The sequence below is a fragment of the Collinsella sp. i05-0019-G5 genome (assembly GCF_042851345.1).
GTDB lineage: Bacteria > Actinomycetota > Coriobacteriia > Coriobacteriales > Coriobacteriaceae > Collinsella.
In genome coordinates this window covers 2,319,884-2,345,370 of record NZ_AP031421.1, presented here as the reverse complement: position 1 = coordinate 2,345,370, position 25,487 = coordinate 2,319,884, and the positions used below count along the sequence as shown (strand labels likewise).

Sequence of the window (25,487 nt, the reverse complement as noted above, 5' to 3'; positions counted from 1 at the left end):
GGTATACCCCATGCGTACCATGATCCAAACACTGTGAGGTGTCTGCGCGTGTGCGCGATAATTCATTTTGGAACTGACGGTTGGCGCGCTCGCGTCGATGAGGACTTCACTGCCGATAACGTTGCTCGTATCGCCGATGCCGTCGGCGAGTTGTGGCAAAAGACCAATCCGGGCAAAACAGTATATATAGGGTTCGACACCCGGCCCCTGGCGAGCGAGTTCGCTGAACTTGCGGCGGGCGTGCTAGCAGCGCACGGGCTGGACGCCGTGCTCGCTTCGCGACCTGTTCCGACCCCTGCCCTTACGTGGGCGGCGGCTTATGACGGTGAGGCGTGCGGCGCGCTCATGGTGACGGGGTCCCATCATCCGCAGGGTTATCTGTGCCTCAAGATTCGCATGGGTGACGGCTCAACCGCCAACCAGGATGTCATCGAAGAGCTCGAAGAGACCATGGCTCCCGAGCCAATGGGGATCGAGGGGCAATATCGCACCGCGGATATCATTCCTGACTATATGCAGGCGGTGGCATCATTTGTCGATGCCGAAGCCATCCGCGCCGCGCACCTGCGCGTGGTTGTCGATCCCATGGGCGGCGCAGCCCAGGGCTATCTAGCCGACTTGCTGCGCGAGCTTGGCGTTGAGGCGCACGAGATTCACGCCGGGCAGGCGTCTGACCAAGAAGATATCTGCCCCGACCCCGTTGAACCTTGGGTGGACGCTTGCGAGCGCACGGTTATCGAGGACGGAGCTTGCGCTGGCCTGGTGACCGACGGCGACGCCGACCGTATCGGCGCGGTTGACGAGCGCGGCAGATATATACATCCGCATCAGATCATGGCGCTCGTTTTGGGCGACTTGGTTCAATTTCGTAATTTGGAGGGGCGCGTCGTCGTCAATCTTTCATGCTCGACGCTCGTACGTCGCATTGCCGAGGCGCTTGGCTGCCGCGTGACCGTCAAACCAGTCGGTTTCAAATATATAGCGGCGGAGATGAAGAAGGGCGGCGTCCTCATAGGCGGCGAAGAAGCCGGTGGTATCGGCATCGCCGCGCATATGCCCGAGCGCGATGGAATCCTCGCCTGTCTGATTCTGTGTGAGCTTATGGCAAAGACGGACGCGCCTTTGGGCGTTCTGGTCGACCAACTCGAGGACAGTTTTGGTAAGACGAGTTACGGTCGACGCGATTTGCGCCTTGAGGCCGAAGATGCCGAAACGTTACGAACCCTGCTGCCGGGCGTAAACCCCAAGTCGTTTTGTGGCAAGGTGCCGCAAAACGTTAGTCATATGGACGGCTTGCGTCTGTCATTCGAGGATGACACGTGGCTGCTGGTCCGTCCTAGCGGGACCGAACCAGTGGTGCGCGTCTACGCCGAGGGGTTCTCGGTGGAAGAACGTGATGAGTTGCTCGATGCTGGCTGTGCTTTAGCTAGGGGGACGTATCCGCTTTAACCATGAGACTGCCTTATATAAAGAGATGCTCGGCGAGCGGTAGTTAACGGCTGGCAAACGTTAGTCGGATCACAAGATGTGTAGGAAATGTGTACGCCCAGATTCCCGCCCCCGGGGCCCCTCCGGTCTGGCAATATATCTCCTTGCCGCGCGGCCCGGTCGGACCGGATGAGCCGCGGGGCGTGCACCTTGAGAACCGGATACTGCGAGGATGGACACTTCCGAGTGTCGCATCCGGGCAGACATCGAACCATTTGAAATGGTCTAACTTGGATTTGTTTTTCGCAAGGCCGCCGAGAGGCGGCCCCGAGAAATTCCTTTTCCTATCTAATAGAACCATATGAATCGAACGGAACCGATCAGCTAATAGTTGTGAGGACCGGACGGGCTCGAAGCCCATTTATTTTGGACGGAGAGTTCGATCCTGGCTCAGGATGAACGCTGGCGGCGCGCCTAACACATGCAAGTCGAACGGCACCTATCTTCGGATAGAAGCGAGTGGCGAACGGCTGAGTAACACGTGGAGAACCTGCCCCCTCCCCCGGGATAGCCGCCCGAAAGGACGGGTAATACCGGATACCCCGGGGTGCCGCATGGCACCCCGGCTAAAGCCCCGACGGGAGGGGATGGCTCCGCGGCCCATCAGGTAGACGGCGGGGTGACGGCCCACCGTGCCGACAACGGGTAGCCGGGTTGAGAGACCGACCGGCCAGATTGGGACTGAGACACGGCCCAGACTCCTACGGGAGGCAGCAGTGGGGAATCTTGCGCAATGGGGGGAACCCTGACGCAGCGACGCCGCGTGCGGGACGGAGGCCTTCGGGTCGTAAACCGCTTTCAGCAGGGAAGAGTCAAGACTGTACCTGCAGAAGAAGCCCCGGCTAACTACGTGCCAGCAGCCGCGGTAATACGTAGGGGGCGAGCGTTATCCGGATTCATTGGGCGTAAAGCGCGCGTAGGCGGCCCGGCAGGCCGGGGGTCGAAGCGGGGGGCTCAACCCCCCGAAGCCCCCGGAACCTCCGCGGCTTGGGTCCGGTAGGGGAGGGTGGAACACCCGGTGTAGCGGTGGAATGCGCAGATATCGGGTGGAACACCGGTGGCGAAGGCGGCCCTCTGGGCCGAGACCGACGCTGAGGCGCGAAAGCTGGGGGAGCGAACAGGATTAGATACCCTGGTAGTCCCAGCCGTAAACGATGGACGCTAGGTGTGGGGGGACGATCCCCCCGTGCCGCAGCCAACGCATTAAGCGTCCCGCCTGGGGAGTACGGCCGCAAGGCTAAAACTCAAAGGAATTGACGGGGGCCCGCACAAGCAGCGGAGCATGTGGCTTAATTCGAAGCAACGCGAAGAACCTTACCAGGGCTTGACATATGGGTGAAGCGGGGGAGACCCCGTGGCCGAGAGGAGCCCATACAGGTGGTGCATGGCTGTCGTCAGCTCGTGTCGTGAGATGTTGGGTTAAGTCCCGCAACGAGCGCAACCCCCGCCGCGTGTTGCCATCGGGTGATGCCGGGAACCCACGCGGGACCGCCGCCGTCAAGGCGGAGGAGGGCGGGGACGACGTCAAGTCATCATGCCCCTTATGCCCTGGGCTGCACACGTGCTACAATGGCCGGTACAGAGGGATGCCACCCCGCGAGGGGGAGCGGATCCCGGAAAGCCGGCCCCAGTTCGGATTGGGGGCTGCAACCCGCCCCCATGAAGTCGGAGTTGCTAGTAATCGCGGATCAGCATGCCGCGGTGAATGCGTTCCCGGGCCTTGTACACACCGCCCGTCACACCACCCGAGTCGTCTGCACCCGAAGTCGCCGGCCCAACCGCAAGGGGGGAGGCGCCGAAGGTGTGGAGGGTGAGGGGGGTGAAGTCGTAACAAGGTAGCCGTACCGGAAGGTGCGGCTGGATCACCTCCTTTCTAGGGAGATACGTTCTTAGAGAGACATACTTTAACTCGAATGGAGGGCAGGAGCCCGTCCGGTAGATGTCGCCTGGATGATTCCCCGCAGCACCCGGTCCCCGGGGTCGCACCCGCGTACCTTGAGAGCCGCATAGCGATAGGAGAGAGATGGAAGAGATTCTCTTCCAGACTCGATTCTTTTCTGCGATTTATCAGACAGAATGATAGCAATCATTCATCCGATCCAAACAAGAAGAATTCACTTATTAATGAGTGAGGAGCATCTGATCGCGAGCACAGTTCAACTACTGTGCCGCGGTATGAGATACCCGAATTGCGACATACGAGCGCTATTCATGATATCGATTAATTAGATTAATTAGCGACACGTGGATATCCCGCGGGCCCGATGCGGTCCCGCAAGATACCACGGGCGCACGGCGGATGCCTTGGCACAGGGAGCCGATGAAGGACGCGGCAAGCTGCGATAATCCCCGGCGAGGAGCACACATCCTTCGACCCGGGGGTCTCCGAATGGGCGAACCCATGCACAGCAGTGTGCATATCCCCACCCCGAACACATAGGGGCGGGGAGGACAACCCGGGGAACTGAAACATCTAAGTACCCGGAGGAGAGGAAATCAATCTCGAGACTCCCCGAGTAGCGGCGAGCGAAAGGGGACCGATGGCCAAACCGTCGAGCGGGCATACCCGGCAGGGGTTCCGCCGACGGGGTTGCAGGGCCGCGCATCCGGGGGCTGCCGCCCCCGGGCGCAGGTCCGGCTGGGGAGCGGAACGGCATGGGAGGGCCGGCCGCAGCGGGTGACAGCCCCGTACGCGAACCCAGACCGGACGGCGCGACGCGGTCCCTGAGTAGGGCCGGGCACGTGAAACCCGGTCCGAACCTGGGTGGACCACCATCCAAGCCTGAGTACTACCCTGTGACCGATAGCGCACCAGTACCGTGAGGGAAAGGTGAAAAGCACCCCGGGAGGGGAGTGAAACAGTACCTGAAACCGTGCGCCCACGAGCAGTCGGAGCAACTTTCAGTTGTGACGGCGTGCCTTTTGTAGAATGAGCCAGCGAGTCGCTGGCGCGGGGCGAGGTTAACCGAAAGGGAGCCGGAGCGAAAGCGAGCCTTAACAGGGCGACTTGAGTCCCGCGCCGCGGACGCGAAGCCGGGTGAGCTATCCGTGGGCAGGCTGAAGCGGGGGTAAGACCCCGTGGAGGGCCGAACGCACGTCGGTTGAAAACGGCGGCGATGACCTGCGGATAGGGGTGAAAGGCCAATCAAACCCGGAGATATCTCGTTCTCCCCGAAATAGCTTTAGGGCTAGCGTCGCGCGTTCACCGCCGGAGGTAGAGCACCGGATGGACGAGGGGGCTTCGCCGCCTACCGAATCCAACCGAACTCCGAATGCCGGCGGCCCAGAGCGCGGCAGTCAGAGCATGTGGGCTAAGCTGTGTGCTCGAGAGGGAAACAGCCCGGACCGCCCGCTAAGGTCCCCAAGTTCCAGCCGAGTGGCAAAGGATGTGCGTCCGCCCAGACAACCAGGATGTTGGCTTAGAAGCAGCCATCCATTCAAAGAGTGCGTAACAGCTCACTGGTCGAGTGGACATGCGCCGACAATACACGGGGCTAAGCTGGACACCGAAGCGGCGGGATTTTAATTCATTAGAATCGGTAGGGGAGCTTCCCATGGGCGGAGAAGCCGGAGGGCGACCGACGGTGGAGCGCATGGGAGTGAGAATGCTGGCATGAGTAGCGAGAGACGAGAGAGTAACTCGTCCGCCGTGAACCCGAGGTTTCCTGGGCAAGGCTAATCCTCCCAGGGTCAGTCGGGGGCTAAGGCGAGGCCGGTAGGCGTAGCCGACGCGCAGCAGGCAGACATTCCTGCACCGCGCACGCGGCGCTACGACCGACGGGGCGACGGATGGGGGTGGCTCGGCGGGGTTCTGGACGTCCCCGTGATGGAGCGCGGCCCGCGGACCAGGGAAATCCGGTCCGCATTGAGGGCGAGGCTCCGGACGAAGCGACTGAGCGAAGCGAGTGAGCCCGAGGTCCCTAGAAAAACCCCTAGGCAGGCGCGTGCGCGCCCGTACCGCAAACCGACACAGGTGGGTGGGTAGAACATACCGAGGCGATCGGGTCAACCATGGTCAAGGAACTCGGCACAATGGCCCCGTAACTTCGGGAGAAGGGGTGCCCGCGCGTACGTGAACCGGCTTGCCCGGGGAGCGGAGGCGGGCCGCAGTGGAGAGGCCCAAGCGACTGTTTACCAAAAACACAGGACTCTGCAGAAGCCGCAAGGCGACGTATAGGGTCTGACGCCTGCCCGGTGCCGGAAGGTCACGCGGAGGAGTTAGCGCATCGCGCGAAGCCCCGAAGCCAAGCCCCGGTAAACGGCGGCCGTAACTATAACGGTCCTAAGGTAGCGAAATTCCTTGTCGGGTAAGTTCCGACCTGCACGAAAGGCGCAACGACTTGGGCGCTGTCTCGACCATGGACCCGGTGAAATTGCACTGGTCGTGAAGATGCGACTTACCCGCGGAAGGACGGAAAGACCCCGTGAACCTTCACTGCAGCTTGGCATTGGCCGCTGGTCCCGCGTGTAGAGGATAGGCAGGAGGCTAAGATCCGGAGGCGCCAGCCCCCGGGGAGCCGCCCTTGGAATACTGCCCTCGCGCGACCGGCGTCCTAACCCGAGGCCGTCAACCGGCTCGGGGACCGTGCCAGGCGGGCAGTTTGACTGGGGCGGTCGCCTCCTAAAGGGTAACGGAGGCGCGCGAAGGTCCGCTCGGGACGGTCGGCAACCGTCCTTTTGAATGCAAGAGTACAAGCGGGCTTGACTGCGAGGCCCACAAGCCGAGCAGGTGCGAAAGCAGGCTCTAGTGATCCGGCGGCCCCGAGTGGGTGGGCCGTCGCTCAACGGATAAAAGGTACTCCGGGGATAACAGGCTGATCTTGCCCAAGAGTCCACATCGACGGCAAGGTTTGGCACCTCGATGTCGGCTCATCGCATCCTGGGGCTGGAGCAGGTCCCAAGGGTACGGCTGTTCGCCGTTTAAAGCGGTACGCGAGCTGGGTTCAGAACGTCGTGAGACAGTTCGGTCCCTATCCTCCGTGGGCGCAGGAGAATCGATGGAGGCTGCCCCCAGTACGAGAGGACCGGGGTGGACGCACCTCCGGTGAACCGGTTGTCGACCAACGGCACGGCCGGGTAGCCGCGTGCGGCGCGGATAACCGCTGAAGGCATCTAAGCGGGAAGCCGTTCCAGGGATTAGTTCTCCTTCCGGTAAGGGCCCAGGTAGACTACCTGGTCGATAGACGGCAGGTGCAAGGACGGCGACGTCCTCAGCCGAGCCGCACTAATCGCCCGAGCTCTTCCGGAACCGCACCTCGCGGCCCGCGGGACCCAGCGCTCATAGGCGCGGTCCGGGCACGAGGATGCCCCCGAGTCACTCCCCTATGCGCCATGCGGCCCCCAGGGCACGTGTAGAGTGAGACCCAGGACACCGTAACGGTGGGCGCCGCCCACCGGTCAGCGGCCAGAGCATGGGGGGCACGCCCGGTCCCGTTCCGAACCCGGAAGCTAAGCCCCATCGCGCCGAGAGTACTGCGGGGTCAGCCCGTGGGAGGCCAGGGCGCCGCTGACCGGTGGACGGCACCGAGCCGTACGCTTGAACTGAGAAGGGGGAGGCCGCGCGGCCTCCCCCTTTTTGCGTTGTATAAACCGACATTTGCTCTATCTGCTTTAGGGGTGTCCGGATTGGCTTTAGTCGAGGGCATCTTTGTCGTCCGCGGTGAGGTAGAGCCGATCTTTGTGCTTATGCCGCTTTCTGGTGGCGCTCAGTCAGCTACAGGGTTCTGTCGCCACGTATATCCGGACGGATCTTTTGCTCCTTATTTCCAGCAAATCAATTCAGGAACGTTGTTTCAATCAAATACACTCCGCCAGCGGGGGCTCTATCTAATTGGTGATAGAGCCCCGCTGGCGTTTTATAGGTTTGTTAACGTTGTCCTTCAATTTATTACGGGCTTACTAGCGGAGACCGACGAGGGTATAAAGATGCTATGTCTACAGTGGACAGCAAGATTCCCGAGGTCATACGGTCTGTCCAAGGTTTATGACCATATTTGTGACTCTGATCAACTCGGAGCCCAGTTAATTCATTTGTGAACAAAATATGGAGTGCGCGATTCCCGCCCCCGGGGCCCCTCCGGTCTGGCAATATATCTCCTTGCCGCGCGGCCCGGTCGGACCGGATGAGCCGCAAAGCGTGCACCTTGAGAACCGGATACTGCGAGGATGGACACTTCCGAGTGTCGCATCCGGGCAGACATCGAACCATTTGAAATGGTCTAACTTGGATTTGTTTTTCGCAAGGCCGCCGAGAGGCGGCCCCGAGAAATTCCTTTTCCTATACTAGAACCATATGAATCGAACGGAACCGATCAGCTAATAGTTGTGAGGACCGGACGGGCTCGAAGCCCATTTATTTTGGACGGAGAGTTCGATCCTGGCTCAGGATGAACGCTGGCGGCGCGCCTAACACATGCAAGTCGAACGGCACCTATCTTCGGATAGAAGCGAGTGGCGAACGGCTGAGTAACACGTGGAGAACCTGCCCCCTCCCCCGGGATAGCCGCCCGAAAGGACGGGTAATACCGGATACCCCGGGGTGCCGCATGGCACCCCGGCTAAAGCCCCGACGGGAGGGGATGGCTCCGCGGCCCATCAGGTAGACGGCGGGGTGACGGCCCACCGTGCCGACAACGGGTAGCCGGGTTGAGAGACCGACCGGCCAGATTGGGACTGAGACACGGCCCAGACTCCTACGGGAGGCAGCAGTGGGGAATCTTGCGCAATGGGGGGAACCCTGACGCAGCGACGCCGCGTGCGGGACGGAGGCCTTCGGGTCGTAAACCGCTTTCAGCAGGGAAGAGTCAAGACTGTACCTGCAGAAGAAGCCCCGGCTAACTACGTGCCAGCAGCCGCGGTAATACGTAGGGGGCGAGCGTTATCCGGATTCATTGGGCGTAAAGCGCGCGTAGGCGGCCCGGCAGGCCGGGGGTCGAAGCGGGGGGCTCAACCCCCCGAAGCCCCCGGAACCTCCGCGGCTTGGGTCCGGTAGGGGAGGGTGGAACACCCGGTGTAGCGGTGGAATGCGCAGATATCGGGTGGAACACCGGTGGCGAAGGCGGCCCTCTGGGCCGAGACCGACGCTGAGGCGCGAAAGCTGGGGGAGCGAACAGGATTAGATACCCTGGTAGTCCCAGCCGTAAACGATGGACGCTAGGTGTGGGGGGACGATCCCCCCGTGCCGCAGCCAACGCATTAAGCGTCCCGCCTGGGGAGTACGGCCGCAAGGCTAAAACTCAAAGGAATTGACGGGGGCCCGCACAAGCAGCGGAGCATGTGGCTTAATTCGAAGCAACGCGAAGAACCTTACCAGGGCTTGACATATGGGTGAAGCGGGGGAGACCCCGTGGCCGAGAGGAGCCCATACAGGTGGTGCATGGCTGTCGTCAGCTCGTGTCGTGAGATGTTGGGTTAAGTCCCGCAACGAGCGCAACCCCCGCCGCGTGTTGCCATCGGGTGATGCCGGGAACCCACGCGGGACCGCCGCCGTCAAGGCGGAGGAGGGCGGGGACGACGTCAAGTCATCATGCCCCTTATGCCCTGGGCTGCACACGTGCTACAATGGCCGGTACAGAGGGATGCCACCCCGCGAGGGGGAGCGGATCCCGGAAAGCCGGCCCCAGTTCGGATTGGGGGCTGCAACCCGCCCCCATGAAGTCGGAGTTGCTAGTAATCGCGGATCAGCATGCCGCGGTGAATGCGTTCCCGGGCCTTGTACACACCGCCCGTCACACCACCCGAGTCGTCTGCACCCGAAGTCGCCGGCCCAACCGCAAGGGGGGAGGCGCCGAAGGTGTGGAGGGTGAGGGGGGTGAAGTCGTAACAAGGTAGCCGTACCGGAAGGTGCGGCTGGATCACCTCCTTTCTAGGGAGATACGTTCTTAGAGAGACATACTTTAACTCGAATGGAGGGCAGGAGCCCGTCCGGTAGATGTCGCCTGGATGATTCCCCGCAGCACCCGGTCCCCGGGGTCGCACCCGCGTACCTTGAGAGCCGCATAGCGATAGGAGAGAGATGGAAGAGATTCTCTTCCAGACTCGATTCTTTTCTGCGATTTATCAGACAGAATGATAGCAATCATTCATCCGATCCAAACAAGAAGAATTCACTTATTAATGAGTGAGGAGCATCTGATCGCGAGCACAGTTCAACTACTGTGCCGCGGTATGAGATACCCGAATTGCGACATACGAGCGCTATTCATGATATCGATTAATTAGATTAATTAGCGACACGTGGATATCCCGCGGGCCCGATGCGGTCCCGCAAGATACCACGGGCGCACGGCGGATGCCTTGGCACAGGGAGCCGATGAAGGACGCGGCAAGCTGCGATAATCCCCGGCGAGGAGCACACATCCTTCGACCCGGGGGTCTCCGAATGGGCGAACCCATGCACAGCAGTGTGCATATCCCCACCCCGAACACATAGGGGCGGGGAGGACAACCCGGGGAACTGAAACATCTAAGTACCCGGAGGAGAGGAAATCAATCTCGAGACTCCCCGAGTAGCGGCGAGCGAAAGGGGACCGATGGCCAAACCGTCGAGCGGGCATACCCGGCAGGGGTTCCGCCGACGGGGTTGCAGGGCCGCGCATCCGGGGGCTGCCGCCCCCGGGCGCAGGTCCGGCTGGGGAGCGGAACGGCATGGGAGGGCCGGCCGCAGCGGGTGACAGCCCCGTACGCGAACCCAGACCGGACGGCGCGACGCGGTCCCTGAGTAGGGCCGGGCACGTGAAACCCGGTCCGAACCTGGGTGGACCACCATCCAAGCCTGAGTACTACCCTGTGACCGATAGCGCACCAGTACCGTGAGGGAAAGGTGAAAAGCACCCCGGGAGGGGAGTGAAACAGTACCTGAAACCGTGCGCCCACGAGCAGTCGGAGCAACTTTCAGTTGTGACGGCGTGCCTTTTGTAGAATGAGCCAGCGAGTCGCTGGCGCGGGGCGAGGTTAACCGAAAGGGAGCCGGAGCGAAAGCGAGCCTTAACAGGGCGACTTGAGTCCCGCGCCGCGGACGCGAAGCCGGGTGAGCTATCCGTGGGCAGGCTGAAGCGGGGGTAAGACCCCGTGGAGGGCCGAACGCACGTCGGTTGAAAACGGCGGCGATGACCTGCGGATAGGGGTGAAAGGCCAATCAAACCCGGAGATATCTCGTTCTCCCCGAAATAGCTTTAGGGCTAGCGTCGCGCGTTCACCGCCGGAGGTAGAGCACCGGATGGACGAGGGGGCTTCGCCGCCTACCGAATCCAACCGAACTCCGAATGCCGGCGGCCCAGAGCGCGGCAGTCAGAGCATGTGGGCTAAGCTGTGTGCTCGAGAGGGAAACAGCCCGGACCGCCCGCTAAGGTCCCCAAGTTCCAGCCGAGTGGCAAAGGATGTGCGTCCGCCCAGACAACCAGGATGTTGGCTTAGAAGCAGCCATCCATTCAAAGAGTGCGTAACAGCTCACTGGTCGAGTGGACATGCGCCGACAATACACGGGGCTAAGCTGGACACCGAAGCGGCGGGATTTTAATTCATTAGAATCGGTAGGGGAGCTTCCCATGGGCGGAGAAGCCGGAGGGCGACCGACGGTGGAGCGCATGGGAGTGAGAATGCTGGCATGAGTAGCGAGAGACGAGAGAGTAACTCGTCCGCCGTGAACCCGAGGTTTCCTGGGCAAGGCTAATCCTCCCAGGGTCAGTCGGGGGCTAAGGCGAGGCCGGTAGGCGTAGCCGACGCGCAGCAGGCAGACATTCCTGCACCGCGCACGCGGCGCTACGACCGACGGGGCGACGGATGGGGGTGGCTCGGCGGGGTTCTGGACGTCCCCGTGATGGAGCGCGGCCCGCGGACCAGGGAAATCCGGTCCGCATTGAGGGCGAGGCTCCGGACGAAGCGACTGAGCGAAGCGAGTGAGCCCGAGGTCCCTAGAAAAACCCCTAGGCAGGCGCGTGCGCGCCCGTACCGCAAACCGACACAGGTGGGTGGGTAGAACATACCGAGGCGATCGGGTCAACCATGGTCAAGGAACTCGGCACAATGGCCCCGTAACTTCGGGAGAAGGGGTGCCCGCGCGTACGTGAACCGGCTTGCCCGGGGAGCGGAGGCGGGCCGCAGTGGAGAGGCCCAAGCGACTGTTTACCAAAAACACAGGACTCTGCAGAAGCCGCAAGGCGACGTATAGGGTCTGACGCCTGCCCGGTGCCGGAAGGTCACGCGGAGGAGTTAGCGCATCGCGCGAAGCCCCGAAGCCAAGCCCCGGTAAACGGCGGCCGTAACTATAACGGTCCTAAGGTAGCGAAATTCCTTGTCGGGTAAGTTCCGACCTGCACGAAAGGCGCAACGACTTGGGCGCTGTCTCGACCATGGACCCGGTGAAATTGCACTGGTCGTGAAGATGCGACTTACCCGCGGAAGGACGGAAAGACCCCGTGAACCTTCACTGCAGCTTGGCATTGGCCGCTGGTCCCGCGTGTAGAGGATAGGCAGGAGGCTAAGATCCGGAGGCGCCAGCCCCCGGGGAGCCGCCCTTGGAATACTGCCCTCGCGCGACCGGCGTCCTAACCCGAGGCCGTCAACCGGCTCGGGGACCGTGCCAGGCGGGCAGTTTGACTGGGGCGGTCGCCTCCTAAAGGGTAACGGAGGCGCGCGAAGGTCCGCTCGGGACGGTCGGCAACCGTCCTTTTGAATGCAAGAGTACAAGCGGGCTTGACTGCGAGGCCCACAAGCCGAGCAGGTGCGAAAGCAGGCTCTAGTGATCCGGCGGCCCCGAGTGGGTGGGCCGTCGCTCAACGGATAAAAGGTACTCCGGGGATAACAGGCTGATCTTGCCCAAGAGTCCACATCGACGGCAAGGTTTGGCACCTCGATGTCGGCTCATCGCATCCTGGGGCTGGAGCAGGTCCCAAGGGTACGGCTGTTCGCCGTTTAAAGCGGTACGCGAGCTGGGTTCAGAACGTCGTGAGACAGTTCGGTCCCTATCCTCCGTGGGCGCAGGAGAATCGATGGAGGCTGCCCCCAGTACGAGAGGACCGGGGTGGACGCACCTCCGGTGAACCGGTTGTCGACCAACGGCACGGCCGGGTAGCCGCGTGCGGCGCGGATAACCGCTGAAGGCATCTAAGCGGGAAGCCGTTCCAGGGATTAGTTCTCCTTCCGGTAAGGGCCCAGGTAGACTACCTGGTCGATAGACGGCAGGTGCAAGGACGGCGACGTCCTCAGCCGAGCCGCACTAATCGCCCGAGCTCTTCCGGAACCGCACCTCGCGGCCCGCGGGACCCAGCGCTCATAGGCGCGGTCCGGGCACGAGGATGCCCCCGAGTCACTCCCCTATGCGCCATGCGGCCCCCAGGGCACGTGTAGAGTGAGACCCAGGACACCGTAACGGTGGGCGCCGCCCACCGGTCAGCGGCCAGAGCATGGGGGGCACGCCCGGTCCCGTTCCGAACCCGGAAGCTAAGCCCCATCGCGCCGAGAGTACTGCGGGGTCAGCCCGTGGGAGGCCAGGGCGCCGCTGACCGGTGGACGGCACCGAGCCGTACGCTTGAACTGAAGAAGGGGGAGGCCTCGCGGCCTCCCCCTTTTTTTGCGTTTACGGGCTTTTGTCTCACATAGTAGCTGTGTTTTATAACCCTCGTTTGTCGCATCTTCTGTGAACGGGCTACAATAACTTAGTCTGTGCGATATGGAGGTGAACATGGCTGAAGCTGGTATCGGCGTTGATATCGTCGAGATTTCCCGTATGAAATCAATTCTTGAAAAGACGCCGTCGTTTGCTCGGCGCGTGTTTACCGAAGAAGAGCGTGCGTATTGTGATGCATCATCGCGTCCCGCTGCTCACTATGCCAGCCGCTTTGCTTCGCGCGAGGCGGTACTTAAAGCTCTCGGCACGGGTTTTAGTCAAGGCGTTGGTCGCAAGGATGTTTCGGTTACGCGTGATAAACTCGGCAAACCGAAGGCGCTGCTTTCGGGCCGTGCTCTCGAGATCGCTCAAGAGCTGGGTGTTGTTGAGGTCGCTCTTTCCATTACGCTTACAGGAGACTTAGCCGTTGCGAATGCCATCGCGATTACCGAAGATGCTCGGCCTAAGCCAAAAGAGGAAAAGGTGAGTACCAAGAAACGCGTAGCGCAGACATTTAAAGAGGCTCGCTCTGTTTTAGATGAGCTTGAGCAGCTGCAGAATTCAGCATTGACGGAGCACCTGGGCGATGCTTCGCAAGATACGCTAGGAGCATAGATGAAACCGGTTTTGAGTACCGAAGAAGTCGTTCGTCTCGAGGACATCATCGAACGCGAAGGGACTTCGAAGGCCGAGCTTATGGAGCTAGCGGGTGAGTTTGCCGCCAACGAGGTCTTGAAGCTCAATCCCGATCGGGTTCTCGTTCTGGTCGGTTTTGGTAATAATGGCGGCGACGGTTGGGTTGCCGCCGATATTCTGAGCCATAAGGGTGTGGACGTCGATATCGTTTCTCCGGTTGAGCCGGATGAGATTCCTGCTGCTCTGGCGCGTCATGTTGCTCGTCGTACTGCCGGCCGCGATGTGCACGTTTGTGTCGGCCCCTCGCGTGACGAACTCGAGGTTTTGATCGATAAGGCCGATGTTGTTGTTGATGCCATTTTTGGTACCGGTTTCCACGGGAATCTGCGTGCGCCGTTCTCCATCTGGATTCCTACGGTCAATGAATGCGCCGATTGTGTCGTATCCATTGATGTCCCCTCGGGCCTGAATGCCGAGACGGGCGTTGTTGATGACGACTGCATTCGTGCCGAGCATACGGTGACGATGATTGCGCCCAAGATTGGTCTGTATAGCGCTGATGGCCCTGAGTATGCTGGCGATTTGATCTGCGGCAATCTTTACGACCGTCTTGACGAGGTCATCGATGATGTCGACCACGCCGCCGAGATTGTCGAGCCCGGTGACTTAGTTGATTACTTTGCTCCACTACCTACGAATATCGATAAGTATTCCCGTGGCTCTGTGCTTATTGTCGCCGGATCTGCGCAATATCCTGGTGCTGCCATTATGGCGGCCAAGTCTGCAGCTCGCGCGGGTGCTGGTTACGTGGCAGTTGCGGCTCCTGACGCCTGCGCCAATCTTATTCGCATGGCACTTCCTTCGATTCCCGTCTTTGCTATTCCGTCTGATTCCCGCGGCTCCTTTGGCGCCGCTGCGCGCATGACTGTGTGCGAGATTGCAAAGAAGTACAGCTGTGTACTGTGCGGTCCCGGTATGACGACATCTGCCGGCGCTATGCAGGTGGTTTCGGGCTTGCTCGAGCTTGATGTGCCGCTTATCTTGGACGCCGATGCACTCAACTGCCTTGCTAAGATTGCCATTGACGGTATTGATAGTAATCCCGAGATGTATCGTCGCGAGCAGCCGTTGGTTATGACGCCGCACTATCGTGAGCTTTCGCGTCTGGTTGCCGGTGACGAGGTGAACGACCTTGGTACCGCGATTGCGGCCGCGCAGAAGGTTGTCTGGGCTGCAGGCTCCGACAATCTGGTGGTCATTGCCAAGGGGCCGACGACGGCTATCTGTGGCGTTGAGCGTGTGCTGCTGCCGCTCTCGGGTCCGGCTTCTCTGGCAACTGCCGGTTCGGGTGATGTTCTCGCGGGTATTTTGGCCGGCACGCTTGCCACCATGCGCGACGAGATGGATCGTTGGGAGTTGCTGTATTCGTACGCCGTCGCACTTCACAGCTACGCCGGTTTTGCCGCGGCGACGGAGTATGGTGAGAAGAGCGTCATCGCGACCGATCTTATCGACTTGATCGGTCCTGCCATGGAGCTGGCGGCAAAGGATGCGCTCGAAGATCTGGGAATCATGGACGAAGGGTCGGATGACTAATCATGAATAAAGCCGATTTGACGCGCTGGTCCTGGGTCGAGATCGACCGCGGGGCGCTCCGTCGCAACACGAGGGCCTATAAGAACTTGCTGAATCCACGTCAGCGCCTGTGCTGCGTGGTCAAGGCCGATGCTTATGGTCATGGAGCTGTTGAGTGCGCCAAGATCATGTATTCGGCCGGTGCCGACATGTTTGCCGTGGCGACGGTTAACGAGGGCGTTGAGCTCCGACAGGGCGGGATTACGAAACCCATCCTCATCCTAAGCGAGCCGCCTATCGAGGCCATTCCGACGTTGCTCGAGTTTGATATCATGCCCTCGGTCTATACGTCTGACTTTGCTCTTGCGTATGGCGAATGTGCCGTCGCAGCGGGCAAAGTGGGCAAGTATCATCTCGCCATCGAGACGGGCATGAATCGTATCGGCGTTCACTACACGCAGGTTGTCGACTTTGTCCGCGGTATAAATTTTCATCGCGGTATTCAGTGCGACGGCGTATTTACGCACTTCGCCACGGCCGATGAACCTTCGGGCTGGGATTACAAGCTGCAGTGCCAGCGCTTTACCGAGGCCGTTCAGGCCATTAAGGATGCGGGTTTTGAGTGCGGTATCGTGCACTGCGCCAACACGCCGTCCTCGATGCTCGACCCCTCGATGCATTTTGATATGATCCGCGCCGGCGTTGGCTTGTATGGCATGCAGCCGTGCGAGCTGAGTGGCCGCGTGATGCAGCTTGATCCCGTTATGAGCGTCCATGCGCGTGTGACGCGCGTGGCGCACCCTGCGATGGGTGAGGGCGTGGGCTACGGTTTTACCTACCGCGTACCGCGTACGCGCGTTCAGATCTGCACGCTGCCGATCGGTTATGCCGATGGCCTATCGCGTACGCTTTCCAATCGTATGGATGTGCTGTATCGCGGCGAGCGCGTGCATCAGGTTGGCAATATCTGCATGGACCAGTTTATGGTCGCCATTCAGTCCAACCCGGCACACGAGATTCCCGAGGCCGAGTATGGTGACGAGATGATCATTGTCGGCCGCGATGGCGATGCCGAGATCACTATGGACGAGATGGCCCGACTGCGCGGAACGATTAACTACGAGGTCGCCTGCGGCTTTGGCATGCGTCTCGACAAGGTCTACGTGTAGGAGCCGCTATGGGCGTCATGCACATCCCCGGCCATACCCATCAGGCACCACGTGAGGTCGCACTCGAGGAAATTGAGGCCGTTCTGGGCGATTGTCACCTCTGCCAGCTCTACCAGTCGCGTCACAATATCGTGTTTGGCGTGGGAAACCCCCGCGCTCGTGTGATGTTTATTGGCGAGGCGCCGGGCCGCAATGAGGATTTGCAGGGCGAGCCCTTTGTGGGGGCGGCAGGCGAGGACCTCAACGGCATTTTGTCGCTGGCGGGGCTCAAACGCGAAGACGTCTACATTGCCAACGTGCTTAAGTGCCGCCCGCCGGGAAACCGCAATCCACGTCCCGAGGAAGTGCTGGCTTGCTCGCCGTTTTTGCGTGAGCAGATTCGAAGCATCTGGCCCGATATTATCGTGACGCTCGGCAACCCCGCGACGCACTTTGTGCTTAAGACCGAGATTGGCATTACTAAGCTGCGCGGCAGGTTCCACCAGATGGGGCATTTTGTAGTAATGCCCACTTTCCATCCGGCAGCAGCGCTACGCAATCCGGCGTGGCAGGAGCTGCTGGAGGAAGACTTTAAGATGCTGGGCGATTATCTGGAGCGACATCCCGCACCAGAGGACGCCTCGGAATAATAAGGAGCATATATGTCCCTGGAGCGCCTGGGGGTAGGTACTTACAAAACGACTTGCGCTGCCGATACGGAGTACTTTGGCGAGCTAATTGCACCGTGCCTTGAGGACGGCGATGTGCTCATCCTGACCGGTGGCCTGGGAGTGGGCAAAACTCACTTTACCAAGGGCGTCTCGCGCGGGCTGGGCGATGGGCATATGGTTACGAGCCCTACGTTTGCGCTCATGGCCGTTCACGATCAAGGCCGTATTCCGCTGTTTCACTTTGATCTATACCGCCTGGAGCATGCCTACGAGCTCGAGGATACGGGCATTTTCGATGTGCTGGGCTATGAGGGTGCTTGCCTGCTGGAATGGGGCGAACAATTCCAAGACGAGCTGACGGATGAGTATCTTTCGGTGACGCTCAAGCGTGATGAGGGCGACAGCGATGTGCGAACGATAACGCTCGAGGCGCACGGTGACCGCGCAATGGAGCTTTCCCATTTGATTGATAAGGCTGTACAAGATGAGCTTGCATAACGACAACGCGCTGGTGGTGGCGCTCGATACTTCGACCGACATGCTTGCCTGCGCGGCAAGCTGGATTGATGGGCAGACGGGCGAGACGAAGCTCGTGAGTGGCGACCACATGTGTCGCCGTCACGCCAACGTTGAGCTCGTGAATACCGTTGATGGCGTGCTGGCTCAAGCCGGTCTGGATCGCAGCGATGTTGGTTACTACGTGGTCGGCCGCGGCCCGGGGTCGTTTACGGGTGTGCGCATCGGCATCTCCACTGCCAAGGGCCTCGCGCGCGGTGCCAATGTTCCGCTGCTGGGCGTGTCGACGCTCGACGCTTGCGCTTGGACGGCGTGGAAGGCTGGCGTGCGCGGCAAGCTTGGTATCTTGGCCGATGCTATGCGCGGTGAGGTATATCCGGCGCTGTATATGCTGGTCGATGAGGGTCCCGAGCGTCAATTTGAGCGCGAACACGTGGTCAAGGCCGCCGTGGCGCTCGATGAGTGGCGCCAAGCAGCGGACTGGGACCAGGTTCAGCTGACCGGTGACGGTCTCGTGCGCTATGGCAAGCTGCTGGGTGAGGACGAGACCGCCCGCTGCGTGGAGCGCGACCTGTGGTGGCCTTCGGGCGAGGGCTTGCTGCTCGCGCACGCTGCGGGTGACGGCGATCCGGCTCGCGTCCTGCCGATTTACACGCGCCTTTCTGATGCCGAGGAAAACGAGCGCAAGCGTCTTGGTCTTGCCGAGAGTGCGCAAAGCGAAATTACGGGCGTTGCCGATGAGCTCGCCGGTCGTCATCTGCAGTTCCGTCCCATGGGCGCGGCGGATGCCGAGGGCGCGAGCGCGCTAGAGGCTGCCTGCTTTGAAGGTGCCGGACACAAGGCGTGGACGCCGGGCATGTTCCTGTCCGAACTGGGCGAGGACGTCGCTGCGCCGCGTAGTTGGTGGGTGGCACACGACGACGGCAAGCTGCTGGGCCTTGCCGGCGGTATGGTCGTGGACGGTGATGTGCAGATTCTGGATGTCGCCGTCGACCCGGCACATCGCCGCGAGGGCATTGCCCGCAAGCTGCTGTCGCACGTGAGCTATGATGCCCAGATGCTCGGCTGCACCACGGCTTCGCTCGAGGTCGAGGACGGTAACGAGGGGGCGATCGCGCTTTATAACGCTCTGGGCTTTACCGAGGCTGGCCGTCGCCGCGGCTACTACGGTGTCGGCAAGGATGCCATCGTCATGACGGCGCCGCTGCCCCTGGTGCTTCCGGTCGACAATGCTTCGCCCGAGCCGACGGCGGCAGAGCAGCGCGTATGGCCGCTGCCTGCGCCTGGGCGCTCCGAGGGGGAGCGTGCCGAAATTGAGCGCCGCCGCCTAGTGCTCGCTATCGAGAGTTCCTGCGACGAGACGGCCGTGGCGATTATCGATGCGGATGGCAATATGCTGGCCAACCAGGTGTCGACACAGATTGATTTTCATGCCCGCTTTGGCGGCGTGGTGCCCGAGATCGCCTCGCGCAAACACGTTGAGGTGATTGTGAGTGTCGTGGATGCGGCGCTCGAGGATGCCGCAGCATCGCTTGGTCTTGAGGGTGGAGCCATTGCCCCCAGCGAGCTTGCCGCCGTGGGCGTGACACAGGGTCCGGGCCTGGTGGGCGCCCTCGTGGTGGGCGTTGCCTTTGCCAAAGGCTTTGCCTACGCTGCCGGTAAGCCGCTCGTATGCGTCAACCATCTGGAGGGGCACCTGTTTGCCAACCTGCTGGCGCAACCCGACCTCAAACCGCCGTTTATCTTCACGCTTGTCTCGGGTGGGCACACCATGCTCGTGCACGTGAAGGCGTGGGGCGACTACGAGGTGCTCGGTGAGACGCTCGACGACGCCGTGGGCGAGGCCTTCGACAAGGTGGCCAAGGCGTTGGGCCTGGGCTATCCCGGTGGCCCCATCATTTCCAAGCTGGCCGAGACAGGCAATCCCCGCGCGATTGATTTCCCCCGTGCGCTCAACAGCAGGGGAGACTATCGTTTCTCGCTTTCGGGCCTTAAAACGGCCGTGACGCTCTACATCGAGCAGGAGACCAAGGCCGGGCGCACGATTCACCTGCCCGATCTGGCAGCTTCGTTTGAGGCAGCTGTCTTTGACGTGCAGTACAAGAAGGCCAAAAACGCATTGCACGCTACCGGATGCAAGGAATACTGCATCGGCGGCGGCGTCTCGGCCAACCCGCATCTGCGCGAGATGATGATCAAGAAGCTTGGGCGTCAGGGGATTCGCGTAACGGTGCCGCCCTTGTCTGCCTGTACCGATAACGCAGCCATGATCGCGGAGGTCGCCCGCCGTAAATTCGACCGAGGTGAAATCTCGCCGTTCGACGTCGACGCCGATCCGAACATGACGCTGTAGCTGGTACGGCGCGGTCCCCGGACGGAGGGGCCGGATATAAGGTTTCCTGCTCTACAGTCCTGCGCAAGACGAAGGCCACATTAAGTGGCCTTCTTTGCGTGCGGAACTCGCGATAAACCTTATATCCGGCCCCTCCGTCCGGGGACCTTTCTGTATCGATATAGCTTCTGAGTTGGTTCGGCGTCGACAATGTCCGGCAAGGTTAGCCAGCTGCGTCGAATTTCCGGCGTGCTTTAGCTGAAAGAAAAAGATGGTGTGCGGAGCTTTGCTCCGCATTTGGGATGGGAGCCCCTGAGAGCCGCGGGAGCCGGGCGGCGCATATGAACTTTATCGCGAGTTCCGCACGCAAAGGAAAGCACTTAATGTGCTTTCCGTCTTGCGCAGGACTGTAGAGCAGGAAAGTTCATATGCGCCGCCCGGCTCCCGCGGCTCTCAGGGGCATCTCTCATGCAAAAACTGTCGTGGGGTAAAGTCCGAGGTCAGTGGCGTTTTATACCGAGAAATCCAAAAAAGTTGAAAATTCATTACAAATTTGCGTTGACTTTAGGTAACTAAAGTTTCATACTCCTTTTCAACCACTGGGGGATGTGAACACGCACGGATCGTTCGCATCATGATTGAAGAGGATTTCTTAGACATGTTCACGCATCAGCTAAACATTATCAGCGTAGTAATTATCTGATGCGGGTTAGCACATACAGCTAGCCCGTACGATAACGGGCGGCTGATGAAGATGAGGGCCGTCGAGCGCAACCGACGGCCCTCATTTTTTATGTCTAGGAAGTTCTTTTTAGAGGAGGAAATGTAATGAACGGAGTTTTGCTCATGGTTGTGGCCGCGGCGGTGCTCGCCTGCGGCTATCTGGGCTACGGCCGCTGGCTGGCCAACAAGTGGGGCGTTGACAAAGAGGCCCTCACGCCGGCCAAGCGCATGAAGGACGGCAACAGCTTCTCGCCCGTCTCCGCCTTCACCGCGTTTTCGCACCAGTTCAGCTCGATCTGCGGTGCTGGTCCTGTCACGGGTACGATCGTCGCCATGGCCTTTGGCTGGCTGCCCGTCGTGCTCTGGGTCCTCGTCGGCGGCATCTTCTTTGGCGCCGTCCACGACTTTGGTGCCCTGTACGCTTCGATGAAGAACAACGGCAAGTCACTCGCTCAGCTCATCGAGAAGTACATCGGCAAGACCGGCCGTCGCCTGTTCCTGCTGTTCTGCTGGCTGTTCTGCATCATCGTCATCGCCGCCTTCACCGACATGGTTTGCAAGACGTTCATGTTCACCCCGGCCGTTGACGCTTCTGGTGCTGCTACCGGTGCCATCGACTTCACCAAGTCCTATGCCGCCGGCTGCGCTGGTACCATCTCCATCCTGTTCACCTTCGTCGCTATCGCCTTTGGTTGGGCCCAGAAGAAGTTCAACCTTACCGGTGCTGCCGAGTTCGTCACCGGCGTGGTCCTCATGGTTCTCATGTTCGCCGTCGGTATGCAGTTCCCGGTCTACCTGGATAAGTTCCAGTGGTTCGCCGTCGTCATGGTCTACCTAGTCTTCGCTGGCGCTATGCCCATCCAGATGCTCAAGACCCCGCGTGACTACCTCACTTCGATCATGATGATCGTCATGATCGTCTGTGCTGTTCTCGGCATCGTCGTCCTGGGCGTCAACGGTCAGGCCACTATCACCGCTCCGGTCTTCACCGGCTTCTCCACTGCCTCCGGCATGATGTTCCCGGTCCTGTTCGTCTCCGTCGCTTGCGGTGCTCTCTCCGGTTTCCACAGCCTCGTTTCTTCCGGCACCTCTTCCAAGCAGGTCGAGAAGGAGCAGGACGCCGTCAAGGTCGGTTACGGCGCCATGATCGTCGAGTCCTTCGTCGGCATCCTTGCCATCATCGTTGCCGGCATCATGTTCTCCGATATGAACACCGCCGGTACGGGCGCCCTCAACGCCGGTGTCGCTTCCACCCCGTTCCAGATCTTCGCCGCTGGCATCTCCCGCGGTATGCAGGCCTTCGGTGTTGACGGCACGCTCGCTACCGTCTTCATGACCATGAACGTCTCCGCTCTGGCCCTGACCTCGCTCGACGCCGTCGCCCGCATCGCCCGCACCTCGTTCTCCGAGTTCTTTGCCCAGACCAACGATGCTCTGGCCATCGAGTCCAAGGCCGGCTACATGAAGGTCCTCGGCAACCCCTGGTTCGCCACGGTCGTTACCCTGCTTCCTGGTCTCGCCCTCGCTTTTGGTGGCTATGCCAACATCTGGCCGCTCTTTGGCGCTTCCAACCAGCTGCTCGGCGGCATGACCATGATCACCCTCGCCGTGTTCTGCAAGTGCACCGGCCGCAAGGGCTGGATGCTCTACGTGCCCGTCGCCTTCCTGCTCTGCTGCACCTTCACCTCGCTGGTCCAGAGCGCCATGGGCTGCATGGCCGCCGTCCAGGCTTACGGCTTCTTCGGCACCATCCCGGCTACCGCCACCACGGCCGCCGTCTCCGTCGCCGCCACCAAGGGCCTGCAGCTCGTCTTTGCCGTCCTGCTGATGGTCCTGGGCCTCATCGTCGCCGTCAACTGCCTCAAGGAGTTCTTCGGCAAGGAGGCTGGCTCCATGCCTGATGAGGAGCCCGAGTGGTCCGAGATGGGCAAGGCCGAGTACGGTCGCGCCGCTGCCGCCGAGGCTCCCGCTGACGCCGAGGCCGCCAAGGCCTAGTCAGCTTGATGGACTAACCGTTCCATCCATATGACTCGGAAAGATCGGGTCCGCGACTTCGCGGGCTCGGTCTTTTTTTCATGCGAAAGCGGGTGACGCTCGAGTGTTCTCGCAGATGTTTTGCGTGGATAAGGGCGCGCGTTGTACCATATAGACGTATATGTGTACATATGAAAGGGGCCCCGTGGCCAAGACGGTATATTCCGATAACCAAAATAATGTCGATGCCCTGGCTGAACGTCTGAGCAGCCAGACGTCGCTTTCTGCTGAGCGTGCCAAGCTGGTTGCCTACGACCTGCTTTGCCGCAAGGCGCTCAAGATTAAGTCGAGTGCGCTGGCGCAGATTTTCCGCTCCGTCGATAAAGAGTGCGACACCAAGGCGATGCGCGATGAGCTTATCGCGGCAAATATCGTGACCAAGATCGAGGGTAGCGGCATTAACGGGCGCCCGGCGTTCTATACCATCAATGCCGAGATCCGCGATGCCCAGGAGCAGCCTGCCGAGTCCGTCGAAGATTTTGTCGTCGACGATTTCGCTGACGTGCCTGCTGTGGAAGAAGTTGCTCCGCGTGGGCATGTCGATACCGATGAGTTGCTCGATGAGAACGTCGTGCGTGCCTTTACGGCCAAGGCAGGACGCGGCGGTTTTGGCGGGGGTGGCAAGCGCGATGCGCAGCGCCGCGCCCAGCAGGAGCGCTTCCGTCGCGCCGTTGCTCAAAAGGGCGAGACGGATGCCGAGGCTGTTGAGACCGAGGTTGCTGCCGAGTCGCAGAAGCCCACGAAGGAGCAAAAGCCCGTGGAGGCCCAAGAGCCCAAGCGCCGTCGCGGTGCTCACTTTAAGGCTGCACAGCAGGATGCCGCGCGTGAGGTTGAAGAGTCTTCTGAGGTTGCAGACGATGTTGAGGAGTCTGCCAAGAAGGCTCCGGGTTCATGCCGTCCCGGACGTGGTTTTGCGGGGCGCGCGTATCCCGTAAGGCGTCAGGAGAAGAGCGAACCGGCTTCGACCACTCAGGGCGAGAAGGACGAGAAGGCCGTTGAGCCGGTGGCTCGCGAGCAAAAGCCTGTTGAGCCGCAGCTTGAGGTTGATGCCGAGGCCAAGGGCCAGCAGCCTACTGATGAGCAGACGGAGCAGGGCGCGTCGAGCAAGCCTCGCCGCCGTCGCCATCGTGGGGGCCGCAGTTCCCATGCCGAGACTGCGGCCGAGAAGACCACGCCGCAGAACGAGGATGCGAAGGCCGAGGTTTCTTCGGGGCAGCCTAAGCGCCAGCCGGCGAAGGAGAGCAAGTCCGTTCGTCCGCAGAAGCAGGCGTCTATGCCGAAGCACGAGCGCAATTCCCAGGGCGATTCTAAGCGCAAGTCTCAGAAGAAGCCGGAGTCTGCCGCAGCAGATACTGCTGCCCAGCAGCCCAAGTCGTCCGTCCACGGCGAGGTCTCGGCGTTTGCCCTTGCCCGCGTTTTAGGCAGGCAGCTGCTCAAGGTTGTCCCCACGCCTATGGCGCTCTCCAAGATCAAGGAGCAGCAGACACAGATCGTAAAGGTCGAGGGCAAGGACGGCAAAAAGGCTCCGCAGCGCACTCAGCACAACGAGATGTCCAACCGCAAGATTGCCGAGGAAATCGCAATCATCCAGGCTTGGATCGAGCAGAACCGAGGTGCCGATACGCCGGTTGCCTCGCGCCGCCAGCGTGCCTACCAGATCTTTAACGACGAGAAGGCTTTTGACGGCAAGCACGGTGAGCGCCTAATCAGGCGTATGACCGAAAAGGGCATCAGCATGCAGGCGATCAAGGTCGCCCCCAATCGCCCCGTGCACTTTACGGGCTTCTTTACGCTGGGCGCCGACAAGCCGTTCATTATGGTCGAGAACCTGGACACCTACGACGAGATCGTCAAGCTGCTGCGTGGCCGCAAGCACGCCAAGCTCTTTGGCATCAAGGTGGGCGGCGTGATTTTTGGCGGCGGATGCAAGGCGAGCGTCTCGCATGCCCTGGACGATTATCTGGCTGAGATTGGCTATCGCTTTAACTACGTCTACTACGTAGGCGACATCGATCGCGAGGGCGCGCGCATTGTCGAGCAGGCTCGCAATGCCAATGTGGTTGAGATTCGCCTGCATGCCGGCATGTACCGTGCCATGCTCGCCGAGCATAAGCGTCGCGTGAAGGCCGGCGGCGAGTGCGAGCCCGCGGCTGCCAACCAGGGCGTGCCGCAGAACCTGGCGGCGACGATCAAGGATCTGCCCATGGTTACGCGCGTGCAGTTCCGCAACGTGCTGCGCGAGGGCGGGCGCATTCCGCAGGAGATTCTGATGACCGCAGACTATCGGGATGGCGACTCGGGAAGCTTCGACCGCATGCTGAACAACTAGGGACGTGTGGCCCCGACGGGCCGGGCATTAAGTTTGCTGCTCTACAGTCCTGCGCAAGACGAAGGCCACATTAAGTGGCCTTCTTTGCGTGCGGAACTCGCGACAAACTTAATGCCCGGCCCGTCGGGACCACACGGCACGTTGTAGAAGGCGGCTCGCTTTTCGGAATTGGGCTGATATTTCAAGATGTAAGACGCTCTTGGTCCTAATGGGCTTGGGGCGCCTTCGCGTTTCCTCAGCTCCGCACCCTTGCGGGTTCGAATCCCTCCGCTTGCCCACAAGAAAAGCCTCCCGATCGGCTATGCGTTCGAGAGGCTTGTTTCTTTGGCTGGGACGGAGGGATTCGAACCCCCAACAGCCGGCACCAAAAACCGGAGTTCTACCGTTGAACTACGTCCCAATGTGTGGTGTTGCCCAAAAGCAACTCGTT

The 25,487-nt window shown here is 60.8% G+C and carries 9 protein-coding genes, 1 tRNA gene and 6 rRNA genes; 15 read left to right on the top strand and 1 reads right to left on the bottom strand.

Features of this window, described 5'->3' with window-relative positions; genetic code table 11:
• Window positions 1–48 precede the first annotated feature (48 nt).
• The 15 genes from ACGHIZ_RS10940 (at window position 49) to ACGHIZ_RS10870 (ending at window position 25,057) form a co-directional block, all read left to right on the top strand.
• The gene (locus tag ACGHIZ_RS10940) at window positions 49–1,449 is read left to right on the top strand and encodes a phosphoglucomutase/phosphomannomutase family protein (RefSeq protein ID WP_390448030.1); all 1,401 of its coding nucleotides are present in this window, start codon (window positions 49–51) and stop codon (window positions 1,447–1,449) included.
• A 406-nt stretch (window positions 1,450–1,855) separates the two neighbouring features.
• Window positions 1,856–3,361, top strand: a 16S ribosomal RNA gene (locus ACGHIZ_RS10935).
• Between the two features lie 399 nt (window positions 3,362–3,760).
• A 23S ribosomal RNA gene (locus tag ACGHIZ_RS10930) occupies window positions 3,761–6,736 on the top strand.
• A 148-nt stretch (window positions 6,737–6,884) separates the two neighbouring features.
• A 5S ribosomal RNA gene (gene rrf / locus ACGHIZ_RS10925) occupies window positions 6,885–7,000 on the top strand.
• Window positions 7,001–7,846: 846 nt separating this feature from the next.
• A 16S ribosomal RNA gene (locus ACGHIZ_RS10920) occupies window positions 7,847–9,352 on the top strand.
• A 399-nt stretch (window positions 9,353–9,751) separates the two neighbouring features.
• A 23S ribosomal RNA gene (locus ACGHIZ_RS10915) occupies window positions 9,752–12,727 on the top strand.
• Between the two features lie 148 nt (window positions 12,728–12,875).
• Window positions 12,876–12,991: ribosomal RNA gene (rrf, locus tag ACGHIZ_RS10910) — 5S ribosomal RNA — on the top strand.
• The 16S, 23S and 5S rRNA genes sit together here, the layout of an rRNA operon.
• 177 nt (window positions 12,992–13,168) lie before the next feature.
• Window positions 13,169–13,708, top strand: a complete 540-nt coding sequence (gene acpS, locus ACGHIZ_RS10905; protein WP_006235843.1) for a holo-ACP synthase — start codon at window positions 13,169–13,171, stop codon at window positions 13,706–13,708.
• Complete coding sequence (locus ACGHIZ_RS10900; protein ID WP_082222952.1) at window positions 13,709–15,325, top strand: NAD(P)H-hydrate dehydratase; 1,617 nt, start codon at window positions 13,709–13,711, stop codon at window positions 15,323–15,325.
• Window positions 15,326–15,327: 2 nt separating this feature from the next.
• Window positions 15,328–16,473 carry an alanine racemase gene (gene alr, locus ACGHIZ_RS10895; RefSeq protein WP_346965429.1) on the top strand — a complete coding sequence of 382 codons (1,146 nt, stop codon included), beginning with the start codon at window positions 15,328–15,330 and terminating at the stop codon, window positions 16,471–16,473.
• 8 nt (window positions 16,474–16,481) lie between these two features.
• A complete protein-coding gene (locus ACGHIZ_RS10890) occupies window positions 16,482–17,102 on the top strand; it encodes a uracil-DNA glycosylase (RefSeq protein WP_006235848.1) in 621 nt (206 codons plus the stop codon).
• 12 nt (window positions 17,103–17,114) lie between these two features.
• Window positions 17,115–17,621, top strand: a complete 507-nt coding sequence (gene tsaE / locus ACGHIZ_RS10885) for a tRNA (adenosine(37)-N6)-threonylcarbamoyltransferase complex ATPase subunit type 1 TsaE (protein ID WP_006235849.1) — start codon at window positions 17,115–17,117, stop codon at window positions 17,619–17,621.
• Window positions 17,608–19,992, top strand: coding sequence for a tRNA (adenosine(37)-N6)-threonylcarbamoyltransferase complex transferase subunit TsaD (gene tsaD, locus ACGHIZ_RS10880; protein ID WP_260699345.1), 2,385 nt, complete (start codon window positions 17,608–17,610; stop codon window positions 19,990–19,992). Before tsaE ends, tsaD begins: the two co-directional genes overlap by 14 nt.
• An 807-nt stretch (window positions 19,993–20,799) precedes the next feature.
• Entirely contained in the window at window positions 20,800–22,689 is a 1,890-nt protein-coding gene (locus ACGHIZ_RS10875) for a carbon starvation protein A (RefSeq protein ID WP_196033790.1), read from the top strand.
• 184 nt (window positions 22,690–22,873) lie between these two features.
• On the top strand, window positions 22,874–25,057 hold the full coding sequence (locus tag ACGHIZ_RS10870; RefSeq protein ID WP_390448023.1) for a hypothetical protein: 2,184 nt from the start codon (window positions 22,874–22,876) through the stop codon (window positions 25,055–25,057).
• 325 nt (window positions 25,058–25,382) lie between these two features.
• Here ACGHIZ_RS10870 and ACGHIZ_RS10865 read toward each other — a convergent pair.
• Window positions 25,383–25,457, bottom strand: a tRNA-Gln gene (locus ACGHIZ_RS10865).
• Window positions 25,458–25,487: the final 30 nt, after the last annotated feature.